Source organism: Serratia ficaria (assembly GCF_900187015.1).
Lineage (GTDB): Bacteria > Pseudomonadota > Gammaproteobacteria > Enterobacterales > Enterobacteriaceae > Serratia > Serratia ficaria.
Genome location: NZ_LT906479.1, coordinates 1,338,688 through 1,363,906 on the forward strand (window position 1 = coordinate 1,338,688; position 25,219 = coordinate 1,363,906).

Annotated in this window: 18 protein-coding genes and 6 tRNA genes; 6 read left to right on the plus strand and 18 right to left on the minus strand. The window is 59.0% G+C overall.

Going from position 1 to position 25,219, the window contains the following annotated elements; all coding sequences use genetic code 11:
* Positions 1-96 precede the first annotated feature (96 nt).
* A complete protein-coding gene (locus tag CKW09_RS06335) occupies positions 97-432 on the minus strand; it encodes a zinc ribbon domain-containing protein YjdM (protein WP_061799300.1) in 336 nt (111 codons plus the stop codon).
* A gap of 140 nt (positions 433-572) precedes the next feature.
* The gene (gene miaB, locus CKW09_RS06340) at positions 573-2,009 is read right to left on the minus strand and encodes a tRNA (N6-isopentenyl adenosine(37)-C2)-methylthiotransferase MiaB (RefSeq protein ID WP_061799302.1); all 1,437 of its coding nucleotides are present in this window, start codon (positions 2,007-2,009) and stop codon (positions 573-575) included.
* A 197-nt stretch (positions 2,010-2,206) separates the two neighbouring features.
* Here miaB and ubiF point away from each other — a divergent pair, with 197 nt between their 5' ends.
* A complete protein-coding gene (gene ubiF, locus CKW09_RS06345) occupies positions 2,207-3,388 on the plus strand; it encodes a 3-demethoxyubiquinol 3-hydroxylase (RefSeq protein WP_061799313.1) in 1,182 nt (393 codons plus the stop codon).
* 85 nt (positions 3,389-3,473) lie between these two features.
* Here the strand turns inward: ubiF and CKW09_RS06350 are convergent.
* From CKW09_RS06350 to nagB, 12 genes are all read right to left on the minus strand, one after another.
* Positions 3,474-3,548 (minus strand) — tRNA-Gln (locus CKW09_RS06350).
* Positions 3,549-3,553: 5 nt separating this feature from the next.
* Positions 3,554-3,630: transfer RNA gene (locus CKW09_RS06355), tRNA-Met, on the minus strand.
* Between the two features lie 41 nt (positions 3,631-3,671).
* Positions 3,672-3,746: transfer RNA gene (locus CKW09_RS06360), tRNA-Gln, on the minus strand.
* A 44-nt stretch (positions 3,747-3,790) separates the two neighbouring features.
* Positions 3,791-3,865, minus strand: a tRNA-Gln gene (locus tag CKW09_RS06365).
* Positions 3,866-3,894: 29 nt separating this feature from the next.
* Positions 3,895-3,979, minus strand: a tRNA-Leu gene (locus CKW09_RS06370).
* Between the two features lie 7 nt (positions 3,980-3,986).
* Positions 3,987-4,063, minus strand: a tRNA-Met gene (locus CKW09_RS06375).
* Between the two features lie 220 nt (positions 4,064-4,283).
* Positions 4,284-5,948, minus strand: a complete 1,665-nt coding sequence (gene asnB / locus CKW09_RS06380; protein WP_061799303.1) for an asparagine synthase B — start codon at positions 5,946-5,948, stop codon at positions 4,284-4,286.
* 285 nt (positions 5,949-6,233) lie between these two features.
* Positions 6,234-7,679, minus strand: a complete 1,446-nt coding sequence (locus tag CKW09_RS06385; protein ID WP_095096245.1) for a carbohydrate-binding protein — start codon at positions 7,677-7,679, stop codon at positions 6,234-6,236.
* Between the two features lie 180 nt (positions 7,680-7,859).
* On the minus strand, positions 7,860-8,612 hold the full coding sequence (locus CKW09_RS06390) for an HAD-IIA family hydrolase (protein ID WP_061799304.1): 753 nt from the start codon (positions 8,610-8,612) through the stop codon (positions 7,860-7,862).
* A gap of 66 nt (positions 8,613-8,678) precedes the next feature.
* Positions 8,679-9,899: a DNA-binding transcriptional regulator NagC gene (gene nagC, locus CKW09_RS06395; protein ID WP_095096247.1), complete on the minus strand. Its 1,221-nt coding sequence runs from the start codon at positions 9,897-9,899 to the stop codon at positions 8,679-8,681.
* 27 nt (positions 9,900-9,926) lie between these two features.
* Positions 9,927-11,066, minus strand: coding sequence for an N-acetylglucosamine-6-phosphate deacetylase (gene nagA / locus CKW09_RS06400; RefSeq protein WP_061799306.1), 1,140 nt, complete (start codon positions 11,064-11,066; stop codon positions 9,927-9,929).
* 18 nt (positions 11,067-11,084) lie between these two features.
* The gene (gene nagB, locus CKW09_RS06405) at positions 11,085-11,885 is read right to left on the minus strand and encodes a glucosamine-6-phosphate deaminase (RefSeq protein ID WP_004939952.1); all 801 of its coding nucleotides are present in this window, start codon (positions 11,883-11,885) and stop codon (positions 11,085-11,087) included.
* Between the two features lie 335 nt (positions 11,886-12,220).
* Here nagB and nagE point away from each other — a divergent pair, with 335 nt between their 5' ends.
* The 5 genes from nagE to CKW09_RS06430 all read left to right on the plus strand — a co-directional run bounded on the left by nagE (position 12,221) and on the right by CKW09_RS06430 (position 22,043).
* Positions 12,221-14,257 carry an N-acetylglucosamine-specific PTS transporter subunit IIBC gene (gene nagE / locus CKW09_RS06410; protein ID WP_061799308.1) on the plus strand — a complete coding sequence of 679 codons (2,037 nt, stop codon included), beginning with the start codon at positions 12,221-12,223 and terminating at the stop codon, positions 14,255-14,257.
* Between the two features lie 238 nt (positions 14,258-14,495).
* Complete coding sequence (glnS, locus tag CKW09_RS06415; protein ID WP_095096249.1) at positions 14,496-16,160, plus strand: glutamine--tRNA ligase; 1,665 nt, start codon at positions 14,496-14,498, stop codon at positions 16,158-16,160.
* A 1,436-nt stretch (positions 16,161-17,596) separates the two neighbouring features.
* On the plus strand, positions 17,597-19,000 hold the full coding sequence (gene chiP, locus CKW09_RS06420; protein WP_061799953.1) for a chitoporin ChiP: 1,404 nt from the start codon (positions 17,597-17,599) through the stop codon (positions 18,998-19,000).
* Between the two features lie 47 nt (positions 19,001-19,047).
* Positions 19,048-19,374, plus strand: coding sequence for a ChiQ/YbfN family lipoprotein (gene chiQ, locus CKW09_RS06425; protein WP_061799955.1), 327 nt, complete (start codon positions 19,048-19,050; stop codon positions 19,372-19,374).
* Between the two features lie 11 nt (positions 19,375-19,385).
* Complete coding sequence (locus tag CKW09_RS06430; protein WP_095100039.1) at positions 19,386-22,043, plus strand: beta-N-acetylhexosaminidase; 2,658 nt, start codon at positions 19,386-19,388, stop codon at positions 22,041-22,043.
* Between the two features lie 188 nt (positions 22,044-22,231).
* On the opposite strand, the gene fur is transcribed toward CKW09_RS06430, so the two are convergent.
* The 4 genes from fur to ybfF all read right to left on the minus strand — a co-directional run bounded on the left by fur (position 22,232) and on the right by ybfF (position 25,131).
* Complete coding sequence (gene fur, locus CKW09_RS06435) at positions 22,232-22,678, minus strand: ferric iron uptake transcriptional regulator (protein WP_061799956.1); 447 nt, start codon at positions 22,676-22,678, stop codon at positions 22,232-22,234.
* Positions 22,679-23,008: 330 nt separating this feature from the next.
* A complete protein-coding gene (gene fldA, locus CKW09_RS06440) occupies positions 23,009-23,548 on the minus strand; it encodes a flavodoxin FldA (RefSeq protein WP_061799957.1) in 540 nt (179 codons plus the stop codon).
* Between the two features lie 263 nt (positions 23,549-23,811).
* Positions 23,812-24,099 carry a LexA regulated protein gene (ybfE, locus tag CKW09_RS06445; protein WP_004939936.1) on the minus strand — a complete coding sequence of 96 codons (288 nt, stop codon included), beginning with the start codon at positions 24,097-24,099 and terminating at the stop codon, positions 23,812-23,814.
* 258 nt (positions 24,100-24,357) lie between these two features.
* Positions 24,358-25,131 carry an esterase gene (ybfF, locus tag CKW09_RS06450; RefSeq protein WP_174524377.1) on the minus strand — a complete coding sequence of 258 codons (774 nt, stop codon included), beginning with the start codon at positions 25,129-25,131 and terminating at the stop codon, positions 24,358-24,360.
* Positions 25,132-25,219 lie beyond the last annotated feature (88 nt).

Genomic DNA, 25,219 nt, shown 5'->3' on the forward strand with positions numbered 1-25,219 from the left:
ATGATCTATCTGTGCGCCGACGGCGTAATTCAAGGGTGGGAAGGAAAAAACGCGGCCAGCCGGGGCCGCGTCATCGCAGGGAAAGCCGGGCGGGGATCAGTTCTTCTTCACGAACTCGGATTTCAGCTTCATCGGGCCGAAACCGTCGATTTTGCAGTCGATGTTGTGATCGCCTTCCACCAGGCGGATGTTCTTCACCTTGGTGCCGATCTTCAGCATCGAAGAGCTGCCCTTGACCTTCAGATCCTTGACCACGGTCACCGCGTCGCCGTCCGCCAGCAGGTTGCCGTTGGCGTCTTTGACGATCAGCGCGTCCGCGTCTTCCGCCGGCGCGCTGTCGCTCCACTCGTGGGCGCATTCAGGGCAGACAAACATCGCGTTGTCCTGATAGGTGTATTCGGAATTGCACTTCGGGCAGTGTGGCAGTTGCATGTTATGTCGCCTCTTAAATAGAAAAAAGAACATCAACGGGCGCAAGCGCCCGCCGGAGAAATAATGTATTTGTGCTGGATGCCATCCCAAATAATTGGCGTTGCATCACAACAAAACCAACGGTTTGTTGTGATGCAGCTTCAAGTATGAAGGGAGGGCTGGTAAATGCCGACGCCCAGCGCGTTCTCTTTGCGGGTACGGGCGATCACCGACTGCGGGGATTCATGTACGCGCAGATCCATCTGCTGCTCGGTGCGCACCACTGCGCCGCGCAGCGAGTTGGTCAGCACCTCGGTAATTTCCACATCGACGAATTGGCCGATCATGTCCGGCGTGCCTTCGAAGTTCACCATACGGTTGCATTCGGTGCGCCCGGCCAGCTCCATCAGGCTCTTGCGCGAAGTGCCTTCCACCAGAATGCGCTGCACGGTGCCCAGCATGCGGCGGCTGAACTGCAGCACCTGCTGATTGATGCGATCCTGCAGGATATACAGCCGCTGTTTTTTCTCTTCTTCGCTGACGTCGTCCACCATATCCGCCGCCGGGGTGCCCGGGCGCGACGAGTAGATGAAGCTGAAGCTGGCGTCGAAGTTGATCTCGGCGATCAGATTCATGGTCTGCTCGAAATCGGCCTGGGTCTCGCCCGGGAAGCCGATGATGAAGTCAGAGCTGAGTTGAATATTCGGCCGCGCCTTGCGCAGCTTGCGAATGATCGCCTTGTACTCCAGCGCGGTATGCGCGCGCTTCATCATGGTCAAAATGCGGTCCGAGCCGCTCTGCACCGGCAGATGCAGGAAACTGACCAGCTCCGGCGTATCTTCATATACCGCGATGATGTCGTCGGTGAATTCGATCGGGTGGCTGGTGGTGAAGCGGATGCGATCGATGCCGTCGATGGCCGCCACCAGGCGCAGCAGTTCGGCGAACGAACAGATGCCGCCGTCGTAGGTGGCGCCGCGGTAGGCGTTGACGTTCTGGCCAAGCAGGTTCACTTCACGCACGCCCTGCGCCGCCAGCTGGGCGATTTCGAACAACACGTCGTCGCTCGGGCGGCTGACTTCCTCGCCGCGGGTGTAAGGCACCACGCAGAAGGTGCAGTACTTGTTGCAGCCTTCCATGATGGAAACGAAGGCGGTCGGGCCTTCGGCGCGCGGCTCGGGTAGGCGGTCGAATTTCTCGATTTCCGGGAAGCTGATGTCGACCACCGGGCTGCGGGTGCCCTGCACGTGGTTGATCATTTCCGGCAGGCGGTGCAGGGTCTGCGGGCCGAACACCACGTCGACGCAGGGCGCGCGGCTGCGGATCAGTTCGCCTTCCTGCGAAGCCACGCAGCCGCCCACGCCGATGATCAGCGCCGGGTTTTTCTCTTTCAGCAGTCTCCAGCGTCCCAGCATGGCGAAAACTTTTTCCTGCGCCTTTTCACGAATGGAGCAGGTGTTCAGCAGCAGCACGTCCGCGTCTTCGGCGTTTTCGGTCCACTCGAAGCCGTGCGTGCTGTTCAACAGGTCGGCCATTTTTGATGAATCGTATTCATTCATCTGGCAGCCCCAGGTTTTGATATGTAGTTTTTTCGTCATTGACTTGCCATTACTCAGTGCGGAGCGAAAGTTGCGTTACGCGACATGCAGGACGCGTATTGTAATCATTTGGCGCCGCGGTGACCAGCGCGGGGAAAACGGCATGCGACCTGAAGCCGAATCAAAAATCCGGTACACTGCTGGGAAACGCCATGCCGGGTGGGATGGCGATAATTCACAAAGAAAACATAGCCAATATGAAGACATCTCTAGAACGGTATGACGCAGTGGTGGTGGGCGGCGGCATGGTCGGCGCGGCGGCCGCGCTGGGGCTGGCGCAGGCGGGTTGGACGGTGGCGCTGCTGGAACATCAGGCGCCGCAGGCATTCGACGCGCAAAGCCCGCCGGATCTGCGCATCTCCGCCATCGGCTGCACCTCGGTGGGGCTGCTGAAGCAGCTGGGCGCCTGGCCGGCGGTGCAGGCGATGCGCATGGCGCCGTACCGCCGGTTGGAAACCTGGGAATGGGAATCGTCGCGCGTGGCGTTCGATGCGGCGTCCCTCGGCCTGCCGGAGCTGGGATTCATGGTCGAAAACCGCGTGCTGCAGCTGGCGCTGTGGCAACGGCTGCAGCAGTGCCCCAACCTGACGCTCCGCTGCCCGGCCCGGCTGCAGTCGCTGCAGAGGGTTGACGAACATTGGCAGCTGACGCTCGACGGCGCAGAGACGCTTGAAGCGCGTCTGGTGGTCGGCGCCGACGGCGCGCAGTCGCAGGTGCGCAAGCTGGCCGCCATCGGCACCAACGGCTGGCAATACCGCCAGTCATGCATGCTGATAACCGTGGATACCGGCGCGCCGCAGCAGGACGTCACCTGGCAGCGGTTTTTCCCGTCGGGGCCGCGCGCCTTTCTGCCGCTGTACGATCAATGGGCTTCGCTGGTGTGGTACGACAGCCCGCAGCGCATCCGCCAACTGCAGGCGATGCCGCCGGCGCAGCTGGAGCGTGAAATCGCCGCGGCTTTCCCGGCGCGGCTGGGGCCGGTCAAGGTGCACGCCGCCGGTTCTTTCCCGCTGGCGCGCCGCCATGCGCAGCGCTACGTGTTGCCGGGGCTGGCGTTAGTGGGGGATGCGGCGCATACCATCAACCCGTTGGCCGGGCAGGGCGTCAACCTGGGCTATCGCGACGTGGACGCCTTGCTGAACGTGTTGAGCGAAGCGCGGGAGCAGGGCGAAGACGGCAGCAGCGAGTCCGTACTGCTGCGCTATCAGCGCCGCCGCCGCACCGACAATCTGCTGATGCAGAGCGGCATGGATCTGTTCTACACCGCGTTCAGCAATAATCTGGCGCCGTTGAGCGTGGCGCGCAACTTCGCGCTGATGGCGGCGCAGCGGGCCGGCAAGCTGAAGGAGCATGCGTTGAAATACGCGCTGGGCTTATAACGGAAACGGGTTCAGCCAGCTGGACCCGTTCGCCTCGCCGAATGACAGACAGCAAAAAGCCCGCCGAAGCGGGCTTTTCTAAATGTGGCTGGGGTGCCAGGATTCGAACCTGGGTATGCTGGTATCAGAAACCAGAGCCTTACCGCTTGGCGACACCCCAATAGTTGGTGGCTACGACGGGATTTGAACCTGTGACCCCATCATTATGAGTGATGTGCTCTAACCAGCTGAGCTACGTAGCCGATGTTACTATCTACTTATTTGATCTGCAAGCAGTTTGTTATGGCTGGGGTACCTGGATTCGAACCAGGGAATGCCGGTATCAAAAACCGGTGCCTTACCGCTTGGCGATACCCCACCTGCTGACAAATCTTATGCTGAACACCCCTTCCCGAAGGAATATGGCTGGGGTACCTGGATTCGAACCAGGGAATGCCGGTATCAAAAACCGGTGCCTTACCGCTTGGCGATACCCCATCAACATAGGCATCGACGATGAAGAGAAATGGTGCGGGAGGCGAGACTTGAACTCGCACACCTTGCGGCGCCAGAACCTAAATCTGGTGCGTCTACCAATTTCGCCACTCCCGCAAAAATATGGTGGCTACGACGGGATTCGAACCTGTGACCCCATCATTATGAGTGATGTGCTCTAACCAGCTGAGCTACGTAGCCATCTTTTTTTGCTTTGCCTTCATCGGCGTTGCGGGGCGCATTATGCGTATATGACCGATTTGCGTCAACAAGTTTTTTCCCGAAAAAGCGGGCAGAAGTGCCGTTTGTCTGGGTTGTGAACATTATGGCGATAAAAGCATCAATTCAGGCAATTGTCGGTAGAAAACATCAACAAAAAGGCGGGCCGAAAGGCCCGCCCGGGTGATAAACCGCAGCGCGATTATTGGTAGGCGGACTGGTGCACGCCAACTGCACGACCAGAAGGATCGTCCATCTTCTTGAACGATTCGTCCCACTCGATGGCCTTGGCCGAAGAACAGGCCACCGACGGGCCGCCAGGCACGCATTCGGCCGCGCTCGGCAGCGGGAACAGCTCTTCGAAAATTTCGCGGTACAGATAGCCTTCTTTCGAGGTCGGCGTGTTGTACGGGAAGCGGAAACGTGCGGTTTCGAGCTGTTGATCGCTGATCTGCTGCGCAGCGACCTCTTTCAGCGTGTCAATCCAGCTGTAACCCACGCCGTCGGAGAACTGCTCTTTCTGGCGCCAGGCCACGCTGGCCGGCAGATAGGACTCAAAACATTCGCGAAGGATATGCTTTTCCATTTTGCCATTGCCGCACATCTTGTCTTTCGGGTTGATGCGCATCGCCACGTCGAGGAATTTCTTGTCCAGGAACGGCACGCGGGCTTCCACCCCCCAGGCGGACATCGCCTTGTTGGCGCGGGCGCAGTCGAACATGTGCAGCGCCAGCAGTTTGCGCACCGTCTCGTCGTGGAATTCGCGCGCGTCCGGCGCCTTGTGGAAGTACAGGTAGCCGCCGAACACTTCGTCCGCCCCTTCGCCGGACAGCACCATCTTGATGCCCATCGCTTTGATCTTGCGCGACATCAGGTACATCGGCGTGGAGGCGCGGATGGTGGTGACGTCGTAGGTTTCGATGTGATAAATCACGTCGCGGATGGCGTCCAGGCCTTCCTGCACGGTGAAGTGGATCTCGTGGTGCACGGTGCCCAGATGGTTAGCCACTTCCTGCGCGGCGCGCAGATCCGGCGATCCTTCCAGACCGACGGCGAAGGAGTGCAGCTGCGGCCACCAGGCTTCGCTGCGTTCCTGATCTTCCACCCGGCGCGCGGCGTATTTCTTGGTGATCGCCGAGATCACCGAAGAATCCAGCCCGCCGGACAGCAACACGCCGTAAGGCACGTCGGACATCAGGTGGCTTTTCACCGAGTCTTCCAGCGCGGTGCGCAGGGCGTTGGCGTCGGTCAGGTTGTCTTTGACGTTGTCGTAGTCGAACCAGTCGCGCTGGTAATATTCGCGGATCTCGCCGTCCTGGCTCCACAGGTAGCTGCCGGCCGGGAATTCCTTGATGGTGCGGCACACCGGCACCAGCGCTTTCATTTCAGAGGCGACATACAGGTTGCCGTGTTCGTCGTGGCCCATGTACAGCGGGATGATGCCCAGGTGATCGCGGCCGATCAGGTAGGCGTCTTTCTCGGTATCGTACAGGGCGAAGGCGAACATGCCCTGCAGGTCGTCGAGGAAGTCCGGGCCTTTTTCCTGATACAGCGCCAGGATCACTTCACAGTCTGAACCGGTCTGGAACTCATAACGCTCGCTCAGCCGTTGGCGCAGCGCCTGGTGGTTATAGATTTCGCCGTTGACCGCCAGAACGTGGGTGTGCGCGGCGTTGTACAGCGGTTGGGCGCCATTGTTGACGTCGACGATCGACAGGCGCTCGTGCGCCAGAATGGCTTTATCGCTGGCGTAAACGCCGGACCAGTCCGGGCCGCGATGGCGCATCAGACGCGACAGCTCCAGCGCTTTTTTACGCAGTTCAACGGGATCGGACTTCAGATCGAGCACACCGAAAATAGAACACATACCACTCTCCTAACGACTTTTTTGACTGTGATGTTGTTTTTGCTGTTATGGGCAGCATTGCCGGTTTATCAATGACGAGCCGGCGTTGCCGCGCTGTGTTTATGAAAATGCGTCAAAAGCCGCGGGGGATGCAAGCGTTTTAACGTGGCGCTGAAAAATAGTTGTCAGGGGGGATGCGTTTTTTAGCGGATTTTCAGTTAATGGCGTTAAAAATTATCGATTGTTCAATTTTTTCCGTAATGGATGAGTTGCCGGCCAATTTTACCGGCAACTCATTGCCGACTATCAGACGGTCGGTTGCCACAGGGTGAAGGCGACGTCCGGCGTCCAGCCGGCGTTAGACGTATGCGCCTGCAGGCAGGCATACTTTTTGCCGTTATAGCTCACCCGGTCGCCGGCTTTATAGCCGTGGTTATTCTGCCACTCGGCCACGCCCGGATCGGGCGGCGTGCCGCCGTCGGCGGTTTTCACCGCCAGCGCGCCGCTCGGCAGCGAGGTATTGCCCTCGCCGTCGGTGGCGGTGACAAAATAGCTGTACTGGGTAGCCGGCGTCAGGCCGCTGTCCTGCAGCGACAGGCCGGCGGTTTGGCCAATGGCGGCGCCGTTGCGATAAACGCTGTAGTGGCTTATCGGTTTGGCGCCGGCGGCGGCGCGCCAGTTCAGCGTCAGCGAGCTCGAGGTGAGGGCGCTGGCGCTCAACGCCGTGGGCGCCTCAGGCTTTCCCGGCAGCGGCGGGGTGACTCCGCCCTGGATCAGTGCGGCGTAACGGGTTTTGAATTCCCAGCCGTAGGCCACGCCGGCCTTGCTTTTGCCGTTGTCCCAGTTCACCGACCAGGTCATCAATCCCTTGATCGACAGATTTTTGGCGTCGAGCCGCGCAAAGGCGTTGTAGACCGCCTGTTTGTCGACCACATAGCCGGTGGCTGCGGCGTCGTTGTTGCTCGGCAGGCCGATGACGAATTTCGCCGCCGGGATTTTGGTGTAGCCGCGGGTGCCGGTCACCAGACTTTCCGTCAGGTAGTACAGGAAGTCTTCCTTCATGGCGTCGTTGTTTTGGGTGATCCAGGCGTTGAGCTCATCCACCCAGATGCCGTCGCCGCCCTGGTTATAATATTGCGGCGCGATAAAGTCATAATATCCCTCAAGCGCGTTAATATAATCGAGATAGCTGCCGTTGGTGCGCAAATAAGGGAATTCCGGCGCCATGCTGACAATAAAGTTTTTGCCTTGTGCGGCGTAGTGCGCTTTTACCTTTTTCAACGCGGCCGGCAATACGGTTTTATTGTTGGCCGCGCCAATGGCCGCCTGTTCCAAATCGATATCCAGCCCGTCGAAGCCGTAAGTTTCCACCAGGCGGATAATTTCATTGGCCAGCGGCTCTTCGTCGCCGGTTTTCAGTTCGATATGCGCATCGGCGCCGCCCAGAGAAATCAGCACCGCGCGCCCCTGGCCGTTCAGCACCCCTACCTGGCGGCGGAATTCGGCGTCGGACAGGTTGTACGGCTTGAAGGTCGGGATGCCCTGGCCCTTCATAAAGGCGACCGCCACCACGTTGTACTCGGGCGGGATGTCGGTCAGGTTCATATTGGCGAACTGGCCTTGCTGATAACCGTCGCTGGCGCCGGCGGCCCAGTTATGCCAGAAACCCATCATGATTTTTTTGTTGGCCATGTCCGGCATGGCGGCTGCGTCGTCTGCGGCTTGCGCATTGATAATATTATGGGTGCTCATAGTGGCCTCGTTATTTTTGGGGTAAGAGTATTTCCACACGCCGCCGATACGGTTATTGGCGGGGCGTAAATACATAGTGCGGTTTTTTAACGAGGGGAGAATGAAACCTTTGGCGGCCAATAATAAATTAAATTCAAACGGAAGGGCGAATGGGCAGGGCGGCCGGCGCCGCCGCCGCCATTAAAAGATATTGATATCGGCGACCGAAGGGAAAATATAGCTCGGGCGGAACGGCATGGTTTCGACGTCGTTCAGCGTGGAGACGCCGGACAGCACCAGCACGGTTTCCAGACCGGCCTGGAAGCCCGCCAGGATATCGGTACGCAGGTTGTCGCCGACGATCACCGTTTCTTCCGAATGCGCCTGCATTTTGTTCAGCGCGGCGCGGATGATCCACGGGCTGGGCTTGCCGACGTAAAACGGCTTGCGGCCGGTGATCTTTTCGATCGGGGCGCACAGCGCGCCGCAGGCCGGCGTAAAGCCGTGGCCATGGCTGTCGGGATTGGTGGCGATAAAGCGCGCGCCGTTGTTCACGAAGTAGGCGGCCTTGTGCATCATGTCCCAGTTGTAGGAACGGGTTTCGCCGACGATCACGAAGTCCGGGTTGATGTCGGTGATGGTGAAACCGGCCTTGTACAGTTCGTGGATCAGCGCGCCTTCGCCCACCACATAGGCTTTCTTGCCTTCCTGACGGCGCAGGAAATCGGCGGTGGCCATCGCCGAGGTGTAAAACGCGCTTTCCGGCACCTCAAGGCCGGCGGCGGCGAAGCGGTTCGCCAGATCCTGCGCGGTCTGCGACGGATAGTTGGTCAGCACCACCAGCGGCATGCCCTGTTCCTGAATGCGCGCCAGGAACAGATCGGCGCCGGGAACCGGCGTGTTGTCATGCAGCAGCACGCCGTCGATATCACATATAACGTTCTTGATTGTCATTGTTGCTGTTTCTCATGATTGCGGCAGGCAAAAAGCGACGATAGCACACCTGCCAGAAGCGGCGGATCAGCTTTCCAGCAATCGCTGCAATAGCACGCCGTTGAGCATCGCCCGCTTGGCCAGGGCGAAAGCGCCGATCGCCGAGCGATGATTGAGTTCGGAGGTGACCACCGGCAGATTTTTGCGGAAGTCCTTCAGCACCTGGGTGTTGATGCAGCTTTGGATCGCCGGCAGCAGCACTTTTTCCGCCTCGGTGATTTCACCGGCGATCACCACCTTCTGCGGGTTGAACAGGTTGATGGCGATGGCCACCGCCTTGCCCAGGTAGCGGCCGACGTGTTCGATCACTTCGCCGGCCAGCAGGTCGCCGCGGTTGGCGGCCTTGCAGATGGCGGCGATGCTGCAGTCGTCCAGCGTCAGCTTGCTCGGGTAGCCCTGCGTCAGCAGCTGACGCACCCGGTGCTCGATCGCCGCATTGGCGGCCACGGTTTCCAGGCAGCCGAAGTTGCCGCAGTGGCAGCGCTCGCCCAGCGGATCGATCTGGATATGGCCAATCTCGCCGACGTTGCCGTTGTTGCCGAGGAAGATCTGGCCGTTGACGATGATGCCGGCGCCGGTGCCGCGGTGCAGGCGCACCAGAATAGAGTCTTCGCAATCGCGGGTGGCGCCAAAATAGTGTTCCGCCAGCGCCAGGCTGCGGATATCGTGGCCAACGAAGCTGGTGACGTTAAAGCGCTGCTGCAGGTTGTCCACCAGCGCCCAGTTGTTGACGCTGATGTGCGGCATGTAGCGCACCACGCCCAGCGCAGGATCCACCAGGCCGGGCAGGATCACCGCAATGGCGATCAGCTCGCGCAGCTTGCGCTGGTTGCTCTCGATAAACTGCGCGATGGCGGCGAACAGCGCGTTTTCCAGCGTTTCCTGGGTGCGCTCCGGCAGCGGGTAGTGTTCCTCGCCCAGCGATTTGCCGCTCATGTCGTACAGGGTAATGGTGGCGTCGTGGCGCCCGAGGCGCACGGCGACGGTATGGAAATGACGGGTTTCGGAAACGATGGAGATGGCGCGGCGGCCGCCGGTGGAGGCTTGCTGATCGACTTCCTTGATCAGCCCGCGCTCCAACAGCTGGCGAGTAATTTTAGTGACGCTGGCGGGCGCTAGCTGGCTGAGTTCGGCAATCTGAATGCGCGAGATCGGACCCTGCTGGTCGATCAGGCGATAAACTGCCGCGCCGTTGAGTTGTTTGACTAAGTCAACATTCCCTATCTGTGCTTGTCCGCCGGTGCTCATCAATAATTTTACTCGCTGTTCATTGAATTAAACCTCGTTACCGTTAACGAGCGTTTTGGTGATGTTAAAATCACCGGTAAAGGCGGTCAGGTTAGCCACTTTGCCGGCTTCAATGGTGCCCAGCAGGCGGTCAACGCCGATCGCGCGCGCCGGATACAGCGTCGCCATGCGCAGCGCTTCGTCGAGCGCGATGCCGATGTGTTCCACGCTGTTCCGCACCGCTTCGATCATGGTCAGCGCAGAGCCGCTCAGGGTGCCGTTTTCATCCACGCACAGCCCGTCACGATAGTATATTGTTTTACCGGCGAAAATAAATTGGTCAATATCGGCTCCCGCCGGAGCGGTCGCGTCGGTGACCAGCACCAACTTATCACCTTTCAGGCGTTTGGCGTTACGGATACTCGCCCAGGCCACGTGATGGCCGTCGGCGATGATGCCGGTATAGACCTCCGGCGTGTCGAAGATCGCGCCCATCAGCCCCGGTTCGCGGCCGGTGATGTACGGCATGGCGTTGTACAGGTGGGTGGCGAAGCTGATGCCGGCGGCGAAGCCGGTGCGGGCCTGATCGTAGGTGGCGTTCGAGTGGCCGGCGGAGACGATGATGCCGGCCTCGGTCAGCTGCTTGATAAAGTGCGGCTCCACCATTTCCGGCGCCAGCGTCACTTTGGTTATCACGTCGGCGTTGGCGCACAGGTAGTCGATCATTTCCCGGGTCGGCTTGCGGATAAACGCCGGGTTGTGGGTGCCTTTTTTCACCGGGCTGAGGTATGGCCCTTCCAGGTGCAAACCGAGCGCCTGGTTACGGTGCTTTTTCAGATAAGCGCGCATCACTTCGATGCTGTGCTTCATAAATTCGTCGCTGCTGGTGATCAGCGTCGGCAGATAGCTGGTGCAGCCGGACTTTTCGTTGGCGCGCTGCATGATCTCCAGCGTGTCTTCCGAAATGGCCTCCAGCGAATCGTTGAACTGTACGCCGCCGCAGCCGTTCAGCTGCACGTCGATCAGTCCGGGGGCCAGGATAGCGCCACCCAGATCGCGCGTTTCGATGCCGGCGGGCAATTCGGCCACCGGGCAGACTCTTTCAATCAGCCCATCAGCGATAATCACTGCATGGTCATCAAGTACGTCGTGGCCGGTAAAAATCCGGCCTTGGGTTAAAGCGAACATCGTAGCCCCCTGCAAAGATTAAAGACTCTTAACGCTTTCCGCTTCTAACTCGCGGAAGTATTTAACGGTTTTGACTTTCAGTTCCATGGTGGCCGGTTCGTCGCATACCACCACCGCCTTGGCGTGCAGCTGCAGGCAGCTGATGGTCCACATGTGGTTGATATTGCCTTCCACTGCGGCTTCCAGCGCCTGGGCCTTGGCGTGGCCGGTCACCAGAATCATCACTTCTTCCGCATCCAGCAGCGTGCCCACGCCGACGGTCAACGCATATTTCGGCACCAGGCTGACGTCGCCGCCGAAGAAGCGCGAGTTGGCGATGCGGGTGTCCTCGGTCAGCGTTTTGATGCGGGTGCGCGAAGCCAGTGAAGACGCCGGCTCGTTGAACGCGATGTGGCCGTCGATGCCGACGCCGCCCATAAACAGGTTAATTTTACCGTAAGACTTGATCTTCTCTTCATACTGGCGGCATTCGGCGTCGACGTCGGCGGCGTTGCCGTTCAGCAGGTTGATATTTTCACGTGGGATATCAACGTGATCAAAGAAATTACGGTACATGAAGGTATGATAGCTTTCCGGGTGTTCCTGCGGCAGGCCAACGTATTCATCCATGTTGAAAGTCACAACATGCTTAAAGCTTACTTCACCTGCTTTGTGCATCGCAATCAGATGTTTGTACGCTTCCAGCGGCGTGCCGCCGGTTGGCAGGCCGAGGACAAACGGACGCTCTGCGGTTGGCTTGAATGCGTTGATGCGTTGAACGATATGGCGGGCGGCCCATTTGCCGACTTGTGCGGTATCTTTCAGTGGGATAAGTCTCATCTAACACCTCTTTGGGTAAGTAAACTAAAGCTATACTGTACGGGCCTGATGGAGAGTCCTAAGCGTAAACCAGCTTTATGATTCTCGCGTGAATCGTCCGTCCAGTTGATTTTTTGAATGATAAAATAAGTTTTGTGTGATGGCTAGCAATCTGGCAGTTTAAGACTACTTTTTGGTGATATAAATCACAAAAAAGGAGGTTTTAATTTGCGATACAAAATAATTTTTTTACACTCCGCATGAGTGATACGTGCCATGCGTTTTTTCTAAAAGGTAGTGAGAGCGTCAAATAAACTACTAATAGGGTCCGTCCGCGGACGACATAGGGGGAAAAGGTGAACATTCTTAGTTATTTGCAAAAAGTGGGGCGGGCCCTGATGGTGCCGGTCGCCACGCTGCCCGCCGCCGCCATCTTGATGGGGATCGGGTACTGGATCGACCCTGTCGGTTGGGGCGGCGACAACGCGCTCGCCGCTTTCTTCATTAAGTCCGGCTCCGCCATCATCGACAATATGTCGGTGCTGTTCGCCATCGGCGTGGCCTACGGCATGTCGAAAGACAAGGACGGCGCCGCCGCGCTGACCGGCTTCGTCGGTTTCCTGGTGTTGACCACCCTTTGTTCGCCGGCCGCCGTGTCGATGATTCAAAAAATCCCTCTCGATCAGGTCCCGGCCGCGTTCGGCAAAATCCAAAACCAGTTCGTCGGTATTCTGGTGGGCATCATCTCCGCCGAGATCTACAACCGCTTCAGCAGCGTTGAGCTGCCGAAGGCGCTGTCGTTCTTCAGCGGACGCCGCCTGGTGCCGATCCTGATCTCCTTCCTGATGATCCTGGTGGCCTTTATCCTGATGTACATCTGGCCGGTCATCTTCAACGGTCTGGTGAGCTTCGGCGAATACATTCAGAAAATGGGCTCCGTCGGCGCGGGCATTTACGCCTTCTTCAACCGTCTGCTGATCCCGGTCGGTCTGCACCATGCGCTGAACTCGGTGTTCTGGTTCGACGTGGCCGGCATTAACGATATCCCTAACTTCCTCGGCGGCCAGCAGTCTATCGAAGCCGGCAAGGCGGTGGTGGGCATCACCGGCCGTTATCAGGCGGGCTTCTTCCCGATCATGATGTTCGGCCTGCCGGGTGCGGCGCTGGCCATCTATCACTGCGCGCGTCCGGAAAACAAAGCCAAAGTGGCGGGCATCATGTTGGCCGCCGCCTTCGCCGCCTTCTTCACCGGCATCACCGAACCGCTGGAATTCTCCTTCATGTTCGTGGCGCCGGTGCTGTACGTGATCCACGCCGTGCTGACCGGGATTTCGGTCTTCATCGCCGCCAGCATGCACTGGATCGCCGGTTTCGGCTTCAGCGCCGGCCTGGTGGATATGGTGCTGTCGTCGCGCAACCCGCTGGCGACCCACTGGTACATGCTGATCCCGCAGGGCCTGGCGTTCTTCGTTATCTACTATCTGGTGTTCCGCTTTACCATCAACAAGTTCAACCTGATGACCCCGGGCCGTGAACTGGCGGTAGCCGGCGACGAAACCGACGGTTACGACGTCAACGTCGATACCCAGACCGGTAAAGACGAAAACGAAACCACCACCCTGGCGCGTCGCTACGTGGGCGCCATCGGCGGTTCCGACAACCTGACCGGCATCGACGCCTGCATCACCCGTCTGCGCCTGAACGTGAAAGACTCCGCGTTGGTGAATGACGCGCTGGCGAAACGCCTGGGCGCATCCGGCGTGATCCGCCTGAACAAACAGAGCGTACAGGTGATTGTCGGCACCCGCGCCGAACTGATCGCCAGCGCCATGCGCAACGTGGTCGCCGCCGGCCCGGTCGCGGCCGCCGCCGCTCCAGCCGCTGCGCCGGCCGCAGAAGCCAGGCCGCAGGCGGTGCCTAATGCGCCTAAAGCGGCCTTCGAAACGCTGGTGGCGCCGGTGACCGGTGAAGTGGTGGCGCTCGATCAGGTGCCTGACGAAGCCTTCGCCAGCAAAGCGGTCGGCGACGGTCTGGCGATCCGCCCGACCGACAAGACCGTGGTGGCGCCGGCCGACGGCACCGTGGTGAAAATCTTCAACACCAACCACGCGTTCTGTCTGGAAACCGACAAGGGCGCCGAGATCGTGGTGCACATGGGCATCGATACCGTGGCGTTGAACGGCCAGGGCTTCAAACGTCTGGTGGAAGAGGGCGCGGAGGTGAAAGCCGGCCAGCCGATCCTGGAGTTGGATCTGGAGTACCTGAACGCCAACGCGCGTTCGATGATCAGCCCGGTGGTGGTCAGCAATTCCGACGACTATGCCGGCCTGGCGGCGCTGGCGAGCGGCTCCGTAGTCGCCGGCCAGACCACGCTGTTCGAGATCCAGAAGTAACGGGTTTTACCTGAGCAGTGCCCGGGGTGTTCACGCGTCATGACGGCGTTCACCCTTATTTTGGCGGGAAGAGAGCAATCTCTTCCCGCTTTTTTTATCTGTGCGCGCCCCATTAGGGGGCGTTGCGCGATGGCGGTGCAGCACGGCGCATTTTTCGTGAAACAAACGGTTGTTTCCGGGCGTGGCTTGTTGGATCATAGGCGGTTATGTGTAGCGCTTTGCATTGAGGAATAGTGAAATGAGTGAGGCTGAAGCCCGCCCAACCAATTTTATCCGTCAGATCGTCGATGAAGATCTGGCGTCAGGGAAACATACGTCGGTCCATACCCGTTTCCCGCCGGAGCCTAACGGCTACCTGCATATCGGCCACGCCAAATCCATTTGCCTGAACTTTGGCATCGCCAAAGACTATCAGGGTCAGTGCAACCTGCGTTTCGATGACACCAACCCGGTGAAAGAAGACATCGAGTTCGTGGATTCGATCAAGCACGACGTGGAGTGGCTGGGCTTCGAGTGGAGCGGCAACGTCCGTTACTCTTCCGATTATTTCGACCAGCTGCACCAGTATGCGGTGGAGCTGATCGCCAAGGGGCTGGCCTACGTCGACGAACTGTCGCCTGAGCAGATCCGCGAATACCGCGGCAGCCTGACCTCGCCGGGCAAAGACAGCCCGTACCGCGGCCGCAGCGTGGAAGAAAACCTGGCGCTGTTCGAGAAAATGCGCAACGGCGAATTCGCCGAGGGCACCGCCTGCCTGCGCGCCAAGATCGACATGGCTTCGCCGTTTATCGTGATGCGCGATCCGGTGCTGTACCGCATCAAGTTCGCCGAACACCACCAGACCGGCAACAAATGGTGCATCTACCCGATGTACGATTTCACCCACTGCATTTCCGATGCGCTGGAAGGGATCACCCATTCGCTGTGTACCCTGGAGTTCCAGGACAACCGCCGTCTGTATGACTGGGTGCTGGATAACATCTCCATTCCTTGCCACCCGCGCCAGTACGAGTTCTCGCGCCTCAATCTTGAATACGCCATCATGTCGAAGCGCAAGCTGAACCTGCTGGTGACCGAGAAGATTGTCGAAGGCTGGGATGATCCGCGCATGCCGACCGTATCCGGCCTGCGTCGCCGCGGCTACACCGCCGCTTCGATCCGCGAGTTCTGCCAGCGTATCGGCGTGACCAAGCAGGACAACAACGTCGAAATGGTGGCGCTGGAATCCTGCATCCGCGACGATCTGAACGAGAACGCCCCGCGCGCCATGGCGGTGCTGGATCCGGTGAAAATCGTCATCGAGAACATGCGCGAAGGCGTGGAGCTGGTCACCATGCCAAACCACCCGAACAAGCCGGAGATGGGCAGCCGCGAAGTGCCGTTCAGCCGCGAGATTTATATCGACCGCGCCGACTTCCGCGAAGAAGCCAACAAGCAGTACAAGCGTCTGGTGCTGGGCAAGGAAGTGCGCCTGCGCAACGCCTACGTGATCAAGGCCGAGCGGGTCGAAAAGGACGCCGAAGGCGAAATCACCACCATCTTCTGCAGCTACGACGCCGAGACGCTGAGCAAGGATCCGGCCGACGGGCGCAAGGTGAAGGGCGTGATCCACTGGGTTTCCGCCGCGCACGCGCTGCCGGCCGAGATCCGCCTGTACGATCGCCTGTTCAGCGTGCCGAACCCGGCGGCGGCGGAAGACTTCCTCGCCACCATCAACCCGGAATCGCTGATTATCAAGCACGGCTTCGTCGAGCCGAGCCTGGCGACGGCGCAGCCGGAGAAAGCCTATCAGTTCGAGCGCGAAGGCTATTTCTGCGCCGACAGCCGTTACTCTTCGGCCGAGCATCTGGTGTTCAACCGCACCGTCGGCCTGCGCGACACCTGGGCTAAAATTGGGGCCTGAGCCTTAACGTCGTCCCGGTAATGCATGGAAGCGCAGCTTAGGCTGTAATGCCAGTCAGTTAAGCCTGACTGGCATTTTTTTATCCAATTTCTGTACGCTCCGTGCAGGCGGAATTGCCGTAAATACCCTGCATTTCTCTGCTACCGCAATGTACGGCAATTGGAGGGGCCGAAGGCGCGACCCCTCCACCCGCGCCTTCGCTTAACACCGTCTGCCCTGCGGGAATTACTCGGCCCGTCCTGGGCCTCGCCCCTTCGGGGCCGCTGCAAGCAGCGTTCAAATCTGCTCCCGGCAGATTTGTCCTCGCTGCACCCGCGTTGTCGGGCGGGTCGGCTACGACAAACGTCCCTGTTAGTCTCGCCTCAACCGGCCTTCCCTGGCCGGTTGCCCCTGACAACGCCGTCTTGCTCGGCAGCCGGCGATGCGCGCCCAAGGTCAACACCCGAATCTGCAGCCACCGGGCAACTTGTCCCCTCCGTTTGATATTGCGTTATGGAAGACAGTGAAAATGATGGGATGAGCACGATGTTAGGCGCCCTTGAAGACGCCGAACGCAGGAGCGGCGCATAGGCGAAACCGCCAAGGACGGCGGTTTCAGGCGAGACAGGCAGGGACGCCTGTCGTAGCCGGCCATGATGCGCTGAGACGGAGGGAGGACAAATCTGTCAGGAACAGATTTGAACGCTGCTTGCAGCGGCCCCGAAGGGGCGAGGCCCAGGATGGGCCGAGTAACGTTGGCACAGCCAACCGTCTGATTGGGCAAAGGCGCGGGTTGCAAGGGGCCGCGCCCACGGTCCCTTGCTCGGTCGAGGCGCGTGATCCTCATGGCGCATCTCCCCTTTATCGACCGAAAATTTCACGGACGCCTGCAGAAAACGCTAACTGACAAGCATTACAGCTTAGGCTGCGCTTTTTTTATTTCATCAGCCGGTATTGTTTTTCGCGCTTTATTTTCCTTTCTGCCGCTTCATTCCCCTTCGTCATTTTAATCATCAATTGCTTGATACATGGCGTGATTTGCATAATCCTTTTTTATATATTCGCGATGCGAATTAATGTCATTTGGAGAGCGCTCTCATATTTTTTCTTCTGGCTGACAATATTTAACGGGCTGAAACCATTAATCGTCTTTGGTTGACCTGATATTGATTTTTATTCTGATTTTATTGAATTTTTTATTCAACACTCTGTTTGCACAATGTCGTAACAAAATCTCATCGATATGTGCTCCTTGTCATAGTTTGACAAATCTCTGTCATTTTTCATTTGATAATTCGCGACGCGAAAAATAGTCTGTCTGTAGCAATAAGTGCTGTGGGGATTCAACCCTGCGGCGATATTTTTTACCCGGTTGGGTTTTTTATTAGCGGTCGCGCAGGGCAGTGGTAAACACAGGCGGCTGCAACTTTTAAAGTTAAGTCAAAGAGGAATTTCATATGGGTACGCACGGTGCTCAGCGTAAAACGCTGGCGCTCGCTGTCGCGGGCGCGCTGTTGGGAACAGGGTTTGCCATGGCCCCTGGGGCGAAAGCCGCAGGGTTTATCGATGATTCCACGCTGACCGGCGGCATTTATTACTGGCAACGTGAGCGTGACCGCAAAGATCTCGACCCGACCAGCGACGATTACAATAAATACACCACCAACCTGTCGCACTCCACCGCCAACCTGAGCCTGGACTTCGCCTCGGGCTACGCCTGGGACATGTTCGGTCTGGACGTCGGGGCCTTTACCGCTATCGAGCTGGCCGAGTCCAGCGCCAGCGGCCACCCGAATGAAATCGCCTTTTCCTCGAAAAACCGGACCTACGACGAAGACTATTCCGGCGATAAAGGCGGCATCAGCCTGTATAAAGCCGCCGGTAAATTCAAATACGGCCCGATCTGGGCGCGCGCCGGTTACATCCAACCCAGCGGCCAGACGCTGATCGCCCCGCACTGGAGCTTTATGCCGGGAACCTATCGCGGCGCGGAGGCGGGCGCCAACTTTGACTACGGCGACGCCGGCGCTCTGAGCTTCTCCTACATGTGGGCGGACAAATACAAGGCGCCGTGGCATATCGAGATGGATGACTTCCGCCAAAACGATAAAACAACCGGCGTCTCCTATCTGCACTCTTTGGGCGCCAAGTACGACTTCAAAAACGATCTGGTGTTGGAAGCCGCCTTTGGTCAGGCGGAAGGCTATGTGAATCAGTATTTCACCAAGGCATCCTACAAATTCGACCTGCTGGGCAATCCGCTGACCACCAGCTACCAGTTCTACGGTGCGGAAGACCGCATCGGCGACAAGAACGATCCGAACAGCATCTACGACGGCCTGGCCTGGCTGCAGGCACTGACCTTCGGCTATACCACCGGTCAGTTCAACTGGCGTCTGGAAGGCACCATGGTCAAGGCGGAAGGCAATCAGGGCTTCTTCCTGCAGCGCATGACGCCGACCTACGCCTCTTCCAACGGCCGCCTCGACGTGTGGTGGGATAACCGCTCCGACTTCAACGCCAACGGCGAGAAGGCGGTCTACGCCGGCGTGATGTACGACCTGAGCAACTGGAACCTGCCGGGCATGGCGGTCGGCGGCTCCTACGTCTACGCCTGGGACGCCAAGCCGAGCACCAACCCGATTTACGATCAGAGCCAGCGCCTGAAAGAGAGCGCCTGGAGCCTGGACGCGCTGTACACCATCCAGGAAGGGCGCGCCAAAGGCACGCTGCTCAAGCTGCACTACACCCAATACGATAACCACACCAATATCCCGAGCTGGGGCGGCGGTTACGGCAACATCTTCCAGGACGAGAAAGACGTCAAATTTATGGTCATCGCGCCATTCACCATTTTCTGATGCGTTCCCCGGCGATTGCGCCGGGGCAACTGAACGGGAATATAACGATGAAAAAAATCATGCTGATATTGGCCGCCGCCGCTGCGCTGAGCGCCTGCGCGCAACCGGCCGCGCCGCCGGAAGACGCCAAACTGAAACAGGCCTACAGCGCCTGCATCAATACCGCAGAGGGATCGCCGGAAAAACTGCAGTCGTGCCGGGCGGTGCTGAACGTGCTGAAGCAAGAGAAACGGCACCGGCAGTTCGCCGAGAAAGAAACGGTGCGGGTGATGGATTATCAGAACTGCCTTCAGGCGGTGCACAGCGGCAACGGTCAGGCGTATGACGCCAGGTGCGGCAAGATTTGGCAAGAGATCCGCGACAACAACAATTAAGGATGAAGCAGATGAACCGATTCAAACTGAGTGCGCTTGCCGCGCTGACGGCAACCCTTGGGCTGTTTGGCGGCGCGGGGAATGCGCTGGCCAATCAGCAGCTGGTGGATCAACTGAGCCAGCTGAAGCTGAATGTGAAAATGGTCGACAACCGCGCCGCCGACGGCGGCCTGGACTGCGCCGCGTTGGGCGCCGACTGGGCGGCGTGCAATCGGGTATTGATCACCCTGAGCAACGACGGCCAGGCGATCACCGGCGGCGACTGGGCGATTTATTTCCACAGCGCGCGCCAAACCCTGCAGGTGGATAACGAACAATTCAGGATAACGCACCTGACCGGCGATCTGTACAAACTGGAGCCGACCGCGACGTTCAGCGGTTTCCCGGCAGGGCAGGCGGTGACCATCCCGATCGTCGCCGAATACTGGCAACTGTTTAAAACCGATTTCGTACCGCGCTGGTACGCCGCGTCCGGCGACGCCAAACCGAAAATTCTGCGCAATACCGATACCGAAGATCTGAGCCGCTTCGTGGCGCCCTTTACCGGCGACCAGTGGAAGCGCACCAAGGACGACAACAACGTTCTGATGACGCCGGCTTCGCGCTTTATCAACAACGCCGCGCTGAAAACCCTGCCGGCCGCCGCGCTGCGCGGCCAGATTGTGCCGACGCCGCGGGAGGTGAAGGTGCATCCGCAGGATGTCGACCTGAGCAAGGGCGTGGCGCTGGATTTGAGCGCGCTGGCCAAACCGGCGGCCGAGGCCGTAGGCCAGCGCTTCGCGCTGCTGGGCGTGGCCGCTAACGCGCAGGGCTATCCGATCAACACCGCGATCCAACCGGGCAGGTTCAAAGGCCCGCTGGCGGTGTCGGGCGCCTATGAGCTGAAAATCGGCAGGCAGGAAGCGCGCGTGATCGGCTTCGATCAGGCGGGGGTATTCAACGGGCTGCAGTCGATCCTGTCGCTGGTGCCGAGCGATGGCGGCAGCGACATCGCCACGTTGGACGCCAAAGACGCGCCGCGTTTCCCGTATCGCGGCATCTTTCTCGACGTGGCGCGCAACTTCCATCATAAAGACGCGGTGCTGCGCCTGCTGGATCAGATGGCGGCCTACAAGCTGAATAAATTCCACTTCCACCTGAGCGACGACGAAGGCTGGCGCATCGAAATCCCGGGCCTGCCTGAACTGACCGACGTCGGGGGCCGGCGCTGCCACGACCTGAGCGAAACCGCCTGCCTGCTGCCGCAGTATGGCCAGGGGCCGGAGGCATACGGCGGCTTCTTCTCCCGGCAGGACTATATCGACATCGTCAAATACGCGCAGGCGCGCCAGATTGAGGTGATCCCGGAAATCGACATGCCGGCGCACGCGCGCGCGGCGGTGGTTTCCATGGAGGCGCGTTACAAAAAACTGCATGCGGCGGGCAAAGAGCGCGAGGCCAACGAGTTCCGCCTGGTCGATCCGACCGATACTTCCAACACGACTTCGGTGCAGTACTTCAACCGCCAGAGCTATCTGAACCCGTGCCTGGACTCCTCCAAACGCTTTGTCGACAAGGTGATCGGCGAGATTGCCCAAATGCATCGAGAGGCCGGCCAGCCGTTGAACACCTGGCATTTCGGCGGTGACGAAGCGAAAAATATTCGCCTGGGGGCGGGGTATACCGATCGCCTGAAACCTGAAGCGGGCAAGGGCATAATCGACCAGAGCAAGGAAGACAAGCCCTGGGCGAAATCCCGGGTGTGCCAGGCGATGATCGAAGACGGCAAGGTGGCCGATATGGCGCATCTGCCGAGCTACTTCGGGCTGGAGGTCAGCCAACTGGTGAAGGCGCACGGCATCGGCAGAATGCAGGCCTGGCAGGATGGCCTGAAAGATGCGCAGGACGCCGGCGCGTTCGCCACGCCGCGCGTGGGCGTGAACTTCTGGGACACCCTGTACTGGGGCGGTTTCGACAGCGCCAATGACTGGGCGAACAAGGGCTACGAGGTGATCATCTCCAACCCGGATTACGTTTATATGGACTTCCCTTACGAGGTGAATCCGGACGAGCGCGGTTATTACTGGGGCACCCGCTTCAGCGACGAACGGAAGATGTTCAGCTTCGCGCCGGACAACCTGCCGCAGAACGCCGAAACCTCGGTGGACCGCGACGGCAATCGCTTCACCGCCAGAAGCGACAAACCCTGGCCGGGCGCCTACGGCATCTCCGCCCAGCTGTGGAGCGAAACCCAGCGCACCGACCCGCAAATGGAATACATGATCTTCCCGCGTTCGCTGTCGGTAGCCGAACGCGCCTGGCATCGCGCCTCCTGGGAGCAGGATTACCGGGCCGGCCGCGAGTACCGGGGCGGGAAAACGCACTTTGTCGACGGCAAGGCTCTGGATCAGGACTGGCTGCGCTTCGCCAACCTGCTCGGCCAGCGCGAGCTGGCCAAGCTGGACAAGGGCGGCGTCAGCTATCGCCTGCCGGTGCCGGGCGCGCGCGTCACCGGCGGCAAGCTGGAGGCGAATATCTCTCTGCCGGGGCTGGGCATCGAGTACTCCACCGACGGCGGTAAGCAATGGCAGCGCTATGACGCCAACGCCGGGCCGGCGGTCTCCGGCGAGGTGCTGGTGCGTGCGGTCAGCCCGGACGGCAAGCGTTACAGCCGCGCCGAGAAGGTTTAAGCCGGCTGATGCGGCCCGCTGCGTGTCGGCGGCGGGCCGAGGGTGAAGTGAGAGAAGTCGGTGGAGTTACGCCGCTGCAATTGTGGTATTTCGTCAAGTGAACCTTCCCCGGCGCTGCCGGGGCTTTTTTTCCCGCCGGCGACGGGCACAAAAAAACCGCCCTGAGGCGGTTGTTCAATCCCGGAGGATTACTTGGCGTCGTGCAGCGTATCGTCTTCGCGGCAGTCACCGGTTTCACAGTGGCCGTACAGGTACAGGCTGTGGTTGGTGAGTTTGATGCCGTGTTGCTTGGCGATGTCGCGCTGACGCGCTTCGATCGATTCATCTCTGAATTCGATCACTTTGCCGCAGTCCAGGCAGATCAGGTGATCGTGGTGGTGCTGCTGGGTCAGTTCGAATACGGACTTGCCGCCTTCGAAATTGTGACGAGTCACAATGCCCGCATCATCAAACTGGTTCAGCACGCGGTAAACCGTCGCCAGTCCGATTTCTTCGCCCATATCTATCAGTTTTTTATACAAATCTTCCGCACTGACGTGATGGCATTCCGGATTTTGCAGTACTTCCAGGATTTTGAGTCGCGGAAGCGTGACTTTTAAGCCGGCCTTCTTCAATGCGGTGTTGTTGTCAGTCATGCGGATTCAGTCCTGTTACTATGCTAATCAAGTTGAGGCGTTCTCGCCTGTGGCATCGGTCGGCACAAAGAGTTAATTGCGTCTCATTATAGAACCGGTTGCCCTAAATGGAAACCGCCGGTTGTTAACAAAGATATAATTGCACTATTGCATGGTACACATGCAACGCCTTGATGGATGGGATAAACCGATATCTCAGTCTACCGTGACGATGTGGGAAGTTACCAATATGTAGCTTCTATTGCAGCAATCCATGCTGCCGATGACGGCCCTGCTGGCCACACTATGCACTTTGCAGGGCCTTTGTTCAACCTTTAGGCAACAATGGCCTCAGCCGACGATGTCGGCCAGGCTCAGTTCTTCGACGATCTGTTTGACCCAGGCTTCGACACGTTCGTTGGTCAGCTCCGGTTGGCGATCTTCGTCGATAGCCAGGCCGATGAAGTGGTCGTCGTCCGCCAGGCCCTTGGACGCTTCGAAATGGTAGCCCTTGGTTGGCCAGTGGCCGACGATGGCGGCGCCGTGGGGTTCGATGATGTCGCGGATGGTGCCCATCGCATCACAGAAGTATTCCGCGTAGTCTTCCTGGTCGCCGCAGCCGAACAGCGCAACCAGCTTGCCGTTGAAGTCGACTTCTTCCAGCGTCGGGAAAAAGTCATCCCAGTCGCACTGCGCTTCACCGTAGTACCAGGTTGGGATACCCAGCAGCAGGATATCGAAACCTTCCAGATCCTCTTTGCTGCTTTTGGCGATGTCGTGCACTTCAGACACCTCGTCGCCAAACTGTTTCTGGAGAATTTTCTGGATCATTTTGGCAATGTTTTCGGTATTGCCAGTGTCGCTGCCAAAGAAAATGCCTACAGTAGCCATATCGCGTATAACCTTTAAATTCAATTAATTGCATTACACGATGTTAGTGCTGACCCCGCTAACACCGATTAAAATGATGCCATGGCAAAAGCCGGCCGCCGCAGTGGCGGGCGCCGTGTGGGCGCGGTCTCTTGCCGGTAAACGCCTATCATGCCAGAAATTTACCCCGGGGTTTTATCGCATTTATGCGATGCCGGAGGAGAGTAAAACGGTGTTGATCCGGCGTCATCCTTAACGCCGCGCCGCATGTGCGGCCGAAGAGATCAATGTTCTGGCTGTTCTTCCGCCAGCTGCGCCAGCAGCATTTGCTCAATGAGCTCGCTGCGGCTGATATTGCGCTGTTCCGCCAGTTTGTTCAGGGCGTCCACCGCATCCGCGTTGATTTTCAACTCCACGCGCCGCAATCCACGTACTTTATCGCGCCGCAGCTGATTGCGCTTATTGATTCTAAGCTGTTCATCGCGGGATAGCGGGTTGGTTTTCGGGCGCCCCGGACGGCGTTCATCTGCGAACAGATCCAGCGTCGTGCGATCCGTTTGTTCTTTTGCCATAGGTAGCGGTACTGCAAGGAAGTTTGCATCAAAAAGCGTTTTACACGCTTCCGGACGATTCGGTTAACACACTTCGGGCCAATAAACCCTAACCCAAATTCACCCCCGGACTGGCGTTAGCGAACACGCTGGGCAGGGCGGCAAAATTATAGCGCGCCATATTACCCCAGCAGATAGAGCAACGACAATGCTTAACTGAGCCGAAAGCGCGCTAAGCCGTTATCTTTAGCGCGTTTTTTCGCCAGCGACGGGCGTTTGTCAGGCTTCGCCGAGAAAACGGTGGATGGCGCGCAGCACCGCTTCCGGTTTTTCGGCGTGCACCCAGTGCCCGGTTCCCGCCACCACGTGCGCGCGGGCCAGCGGGAACTGGCGCGCGATGTCGGCGCGGTAACCGTCCTGCACGTAGGGCGACAGCCCGCCGCGGATGAACAGCGTCGGGTGCGGCCAGGCGGGCACCTCCTGCCAGCCGGTGACGTTTTCGTACTGCGCGATCAACACCGGCAGGTTGAAACGCCATTCGCCGTTGTGGAAGGATTTCAGCAGAAACTGGATCACCCCTTCTTCCTGCAGATAATCGCGCATCAGCTGGGCGGCCTGTTGGCGCTGGGTAATGCCGGCGGCGCTCACGGCCTTCAGCGCGGCGAAAATCTCATCGTGGCGGCGGGTGCGGTAATCCACCGGCGCCACGTCGATGACGATCAGCTTGTCGATGCGCTCCGGCGCAATGGCGGTCAGCGCCATCGCCGCTTTGCCGCCCATCGAATGGCCGATGACGATGACTTTCTCCAGCTGCAGGTCGTCGAGCAGCGTCAGCAGATCCTGCGCCATGGCCGGGTAGGTCATCTCTGCGGAACGCGGCGACAGGCCATGGTTGCGCAGATCGACCTTGATGACGCTGTGGCGCCGGTTCAGGTCGCGCGCCAGCACGCCCAGGTTGTCCAGATTGCCGAACAGGCCGTGGATCAGCAGCACCGGCAGGGCGTCCGACTCGGCGGCCAGCAGTTGATAATGTAATTTCATGGCGAAGTTCATGCTGAGAGAGATTCAGATTAGGGTATCATGATTGAATCGCACGATGAATAACGCGGAGTTGAGCGATGCAGCTTGAAGTACGACGGGA

Excerpts from the sequence above, each read along its gene's own strand:
- CKW09_RS06335 (WP_061799300.1), bottom strand. The coding sequence starts at position 432 with ATGCAACTGCCACACTGCCCGAAGTGCAATTCCGAATACACCTATCAG.
- miaB (WP_061799302.1), bottom strand. The coding sequence starts at position 2,009 with ATGACGAAAAAACTACATATCAAAACCTGGGGCTGCCAGATGAATGAA.
- ubiF (WP_061799313.1), top strand. The coding sequence starts at position 2,207 with ATGAAGACATCTCTAGAACGGTATGACGCAGTGGTGGTGGGCGGCGGC.
- asnB (WP_061799303.1), bottom strand. The coding sequence starts at position 5,948 with ATGTGTTCTATTTTCGGTGTGCTCGATCTGAAGTCCGATCCCGTTGAA.
- CKW09_RS06385 (WP_095096245.1), bottom strand. The coding sequence starts at position 7,679 with ATGAGCACCCATAATATTATCAATGCGCAAGCCGCAGACGACGCAGCC.
- CKW09_RS06390 (WP_061799304.1), bottom strand. The coding sequence starts at position 8,612 with ATGACAATCAAGAACGTTATATGTGATATCGACGGCGTGCTGCTGCAT.
- nagC (WP_095096247.1), bottom strand. The coding sequence starts at position 9,899 with ATGAGCACCGGCGGACAAGCACAGATAGGGAATGTTGACTTAGTCAAA.
- nagA (WP_061799306.1), bottom strand. The coding sequence starts at position 11,066 with ATGTTCGCTTTAACCCAAGGCCGGATTTTTACCGGCCACGACGTACTT.
- nagB (WP_004939952.1), bottom strand. The coding sequence starts at position 11,885 with ATGAGACTTATCCCACTGAAAGATACCGCACAAGTCGGCAAATGGGCC.
- glnS (WP_095096249.1), top strand. The coding sequence starts at position 14,496 with ATGAGTGAGGCTGAAGCCCGCCCAACCAATTTTATCCGTCAGATCGTC.
- chiP (WP_061799953.1), top strand. The coding sequence starts at position 17,597 with ATGGGTACGCACGGTGCTCAGCGTAAAACGCTGGCGCTCGCTGTCGCG.
- chiQ (WP_061799955.1), top strand. The coding sequence starts at position 19,048 with ATGAAAAAAATCATGCTGATATTGGCCGCCGCCGCTGCGCTGAGCGCC.
- CKW09_RS06430 (WP_095100039.1), top strand. The coding sequence starts at position 19,386 with ATGAACCGATTCAAACTGAGTGCGCTTGCCGCGCTGACGGCAACCCTT.
- fur (WP_061799956.1), bottom strand. The coding sequence starts at position 22,678 with ATGACTGACAACAACACCGCATTGAAGAAGGCCGGCTTAAAAGTCACG.
- fldA (WP_061799957.1), bottom strand. The coding sequence starts at position 23,548 with ATGGCTACTGTAGGCATTTTCTTTGGCAGCGACACTGGCAATACCGAA.
- ybfE (WP_004939936.1), bottom strand. The coding sequence starts at position 24,099 with ATGGCAAAAGAACAAACGGATCGCACGACGCTGGATCTGTTCGCAGAT.
- ybfF (WP_174524377.1), bottom strand. The coding sequence starts at position 25,131 with ATGAACTTCGCCATGAAATTACATTATCAACTGCTGGCCGCCGAGTCG.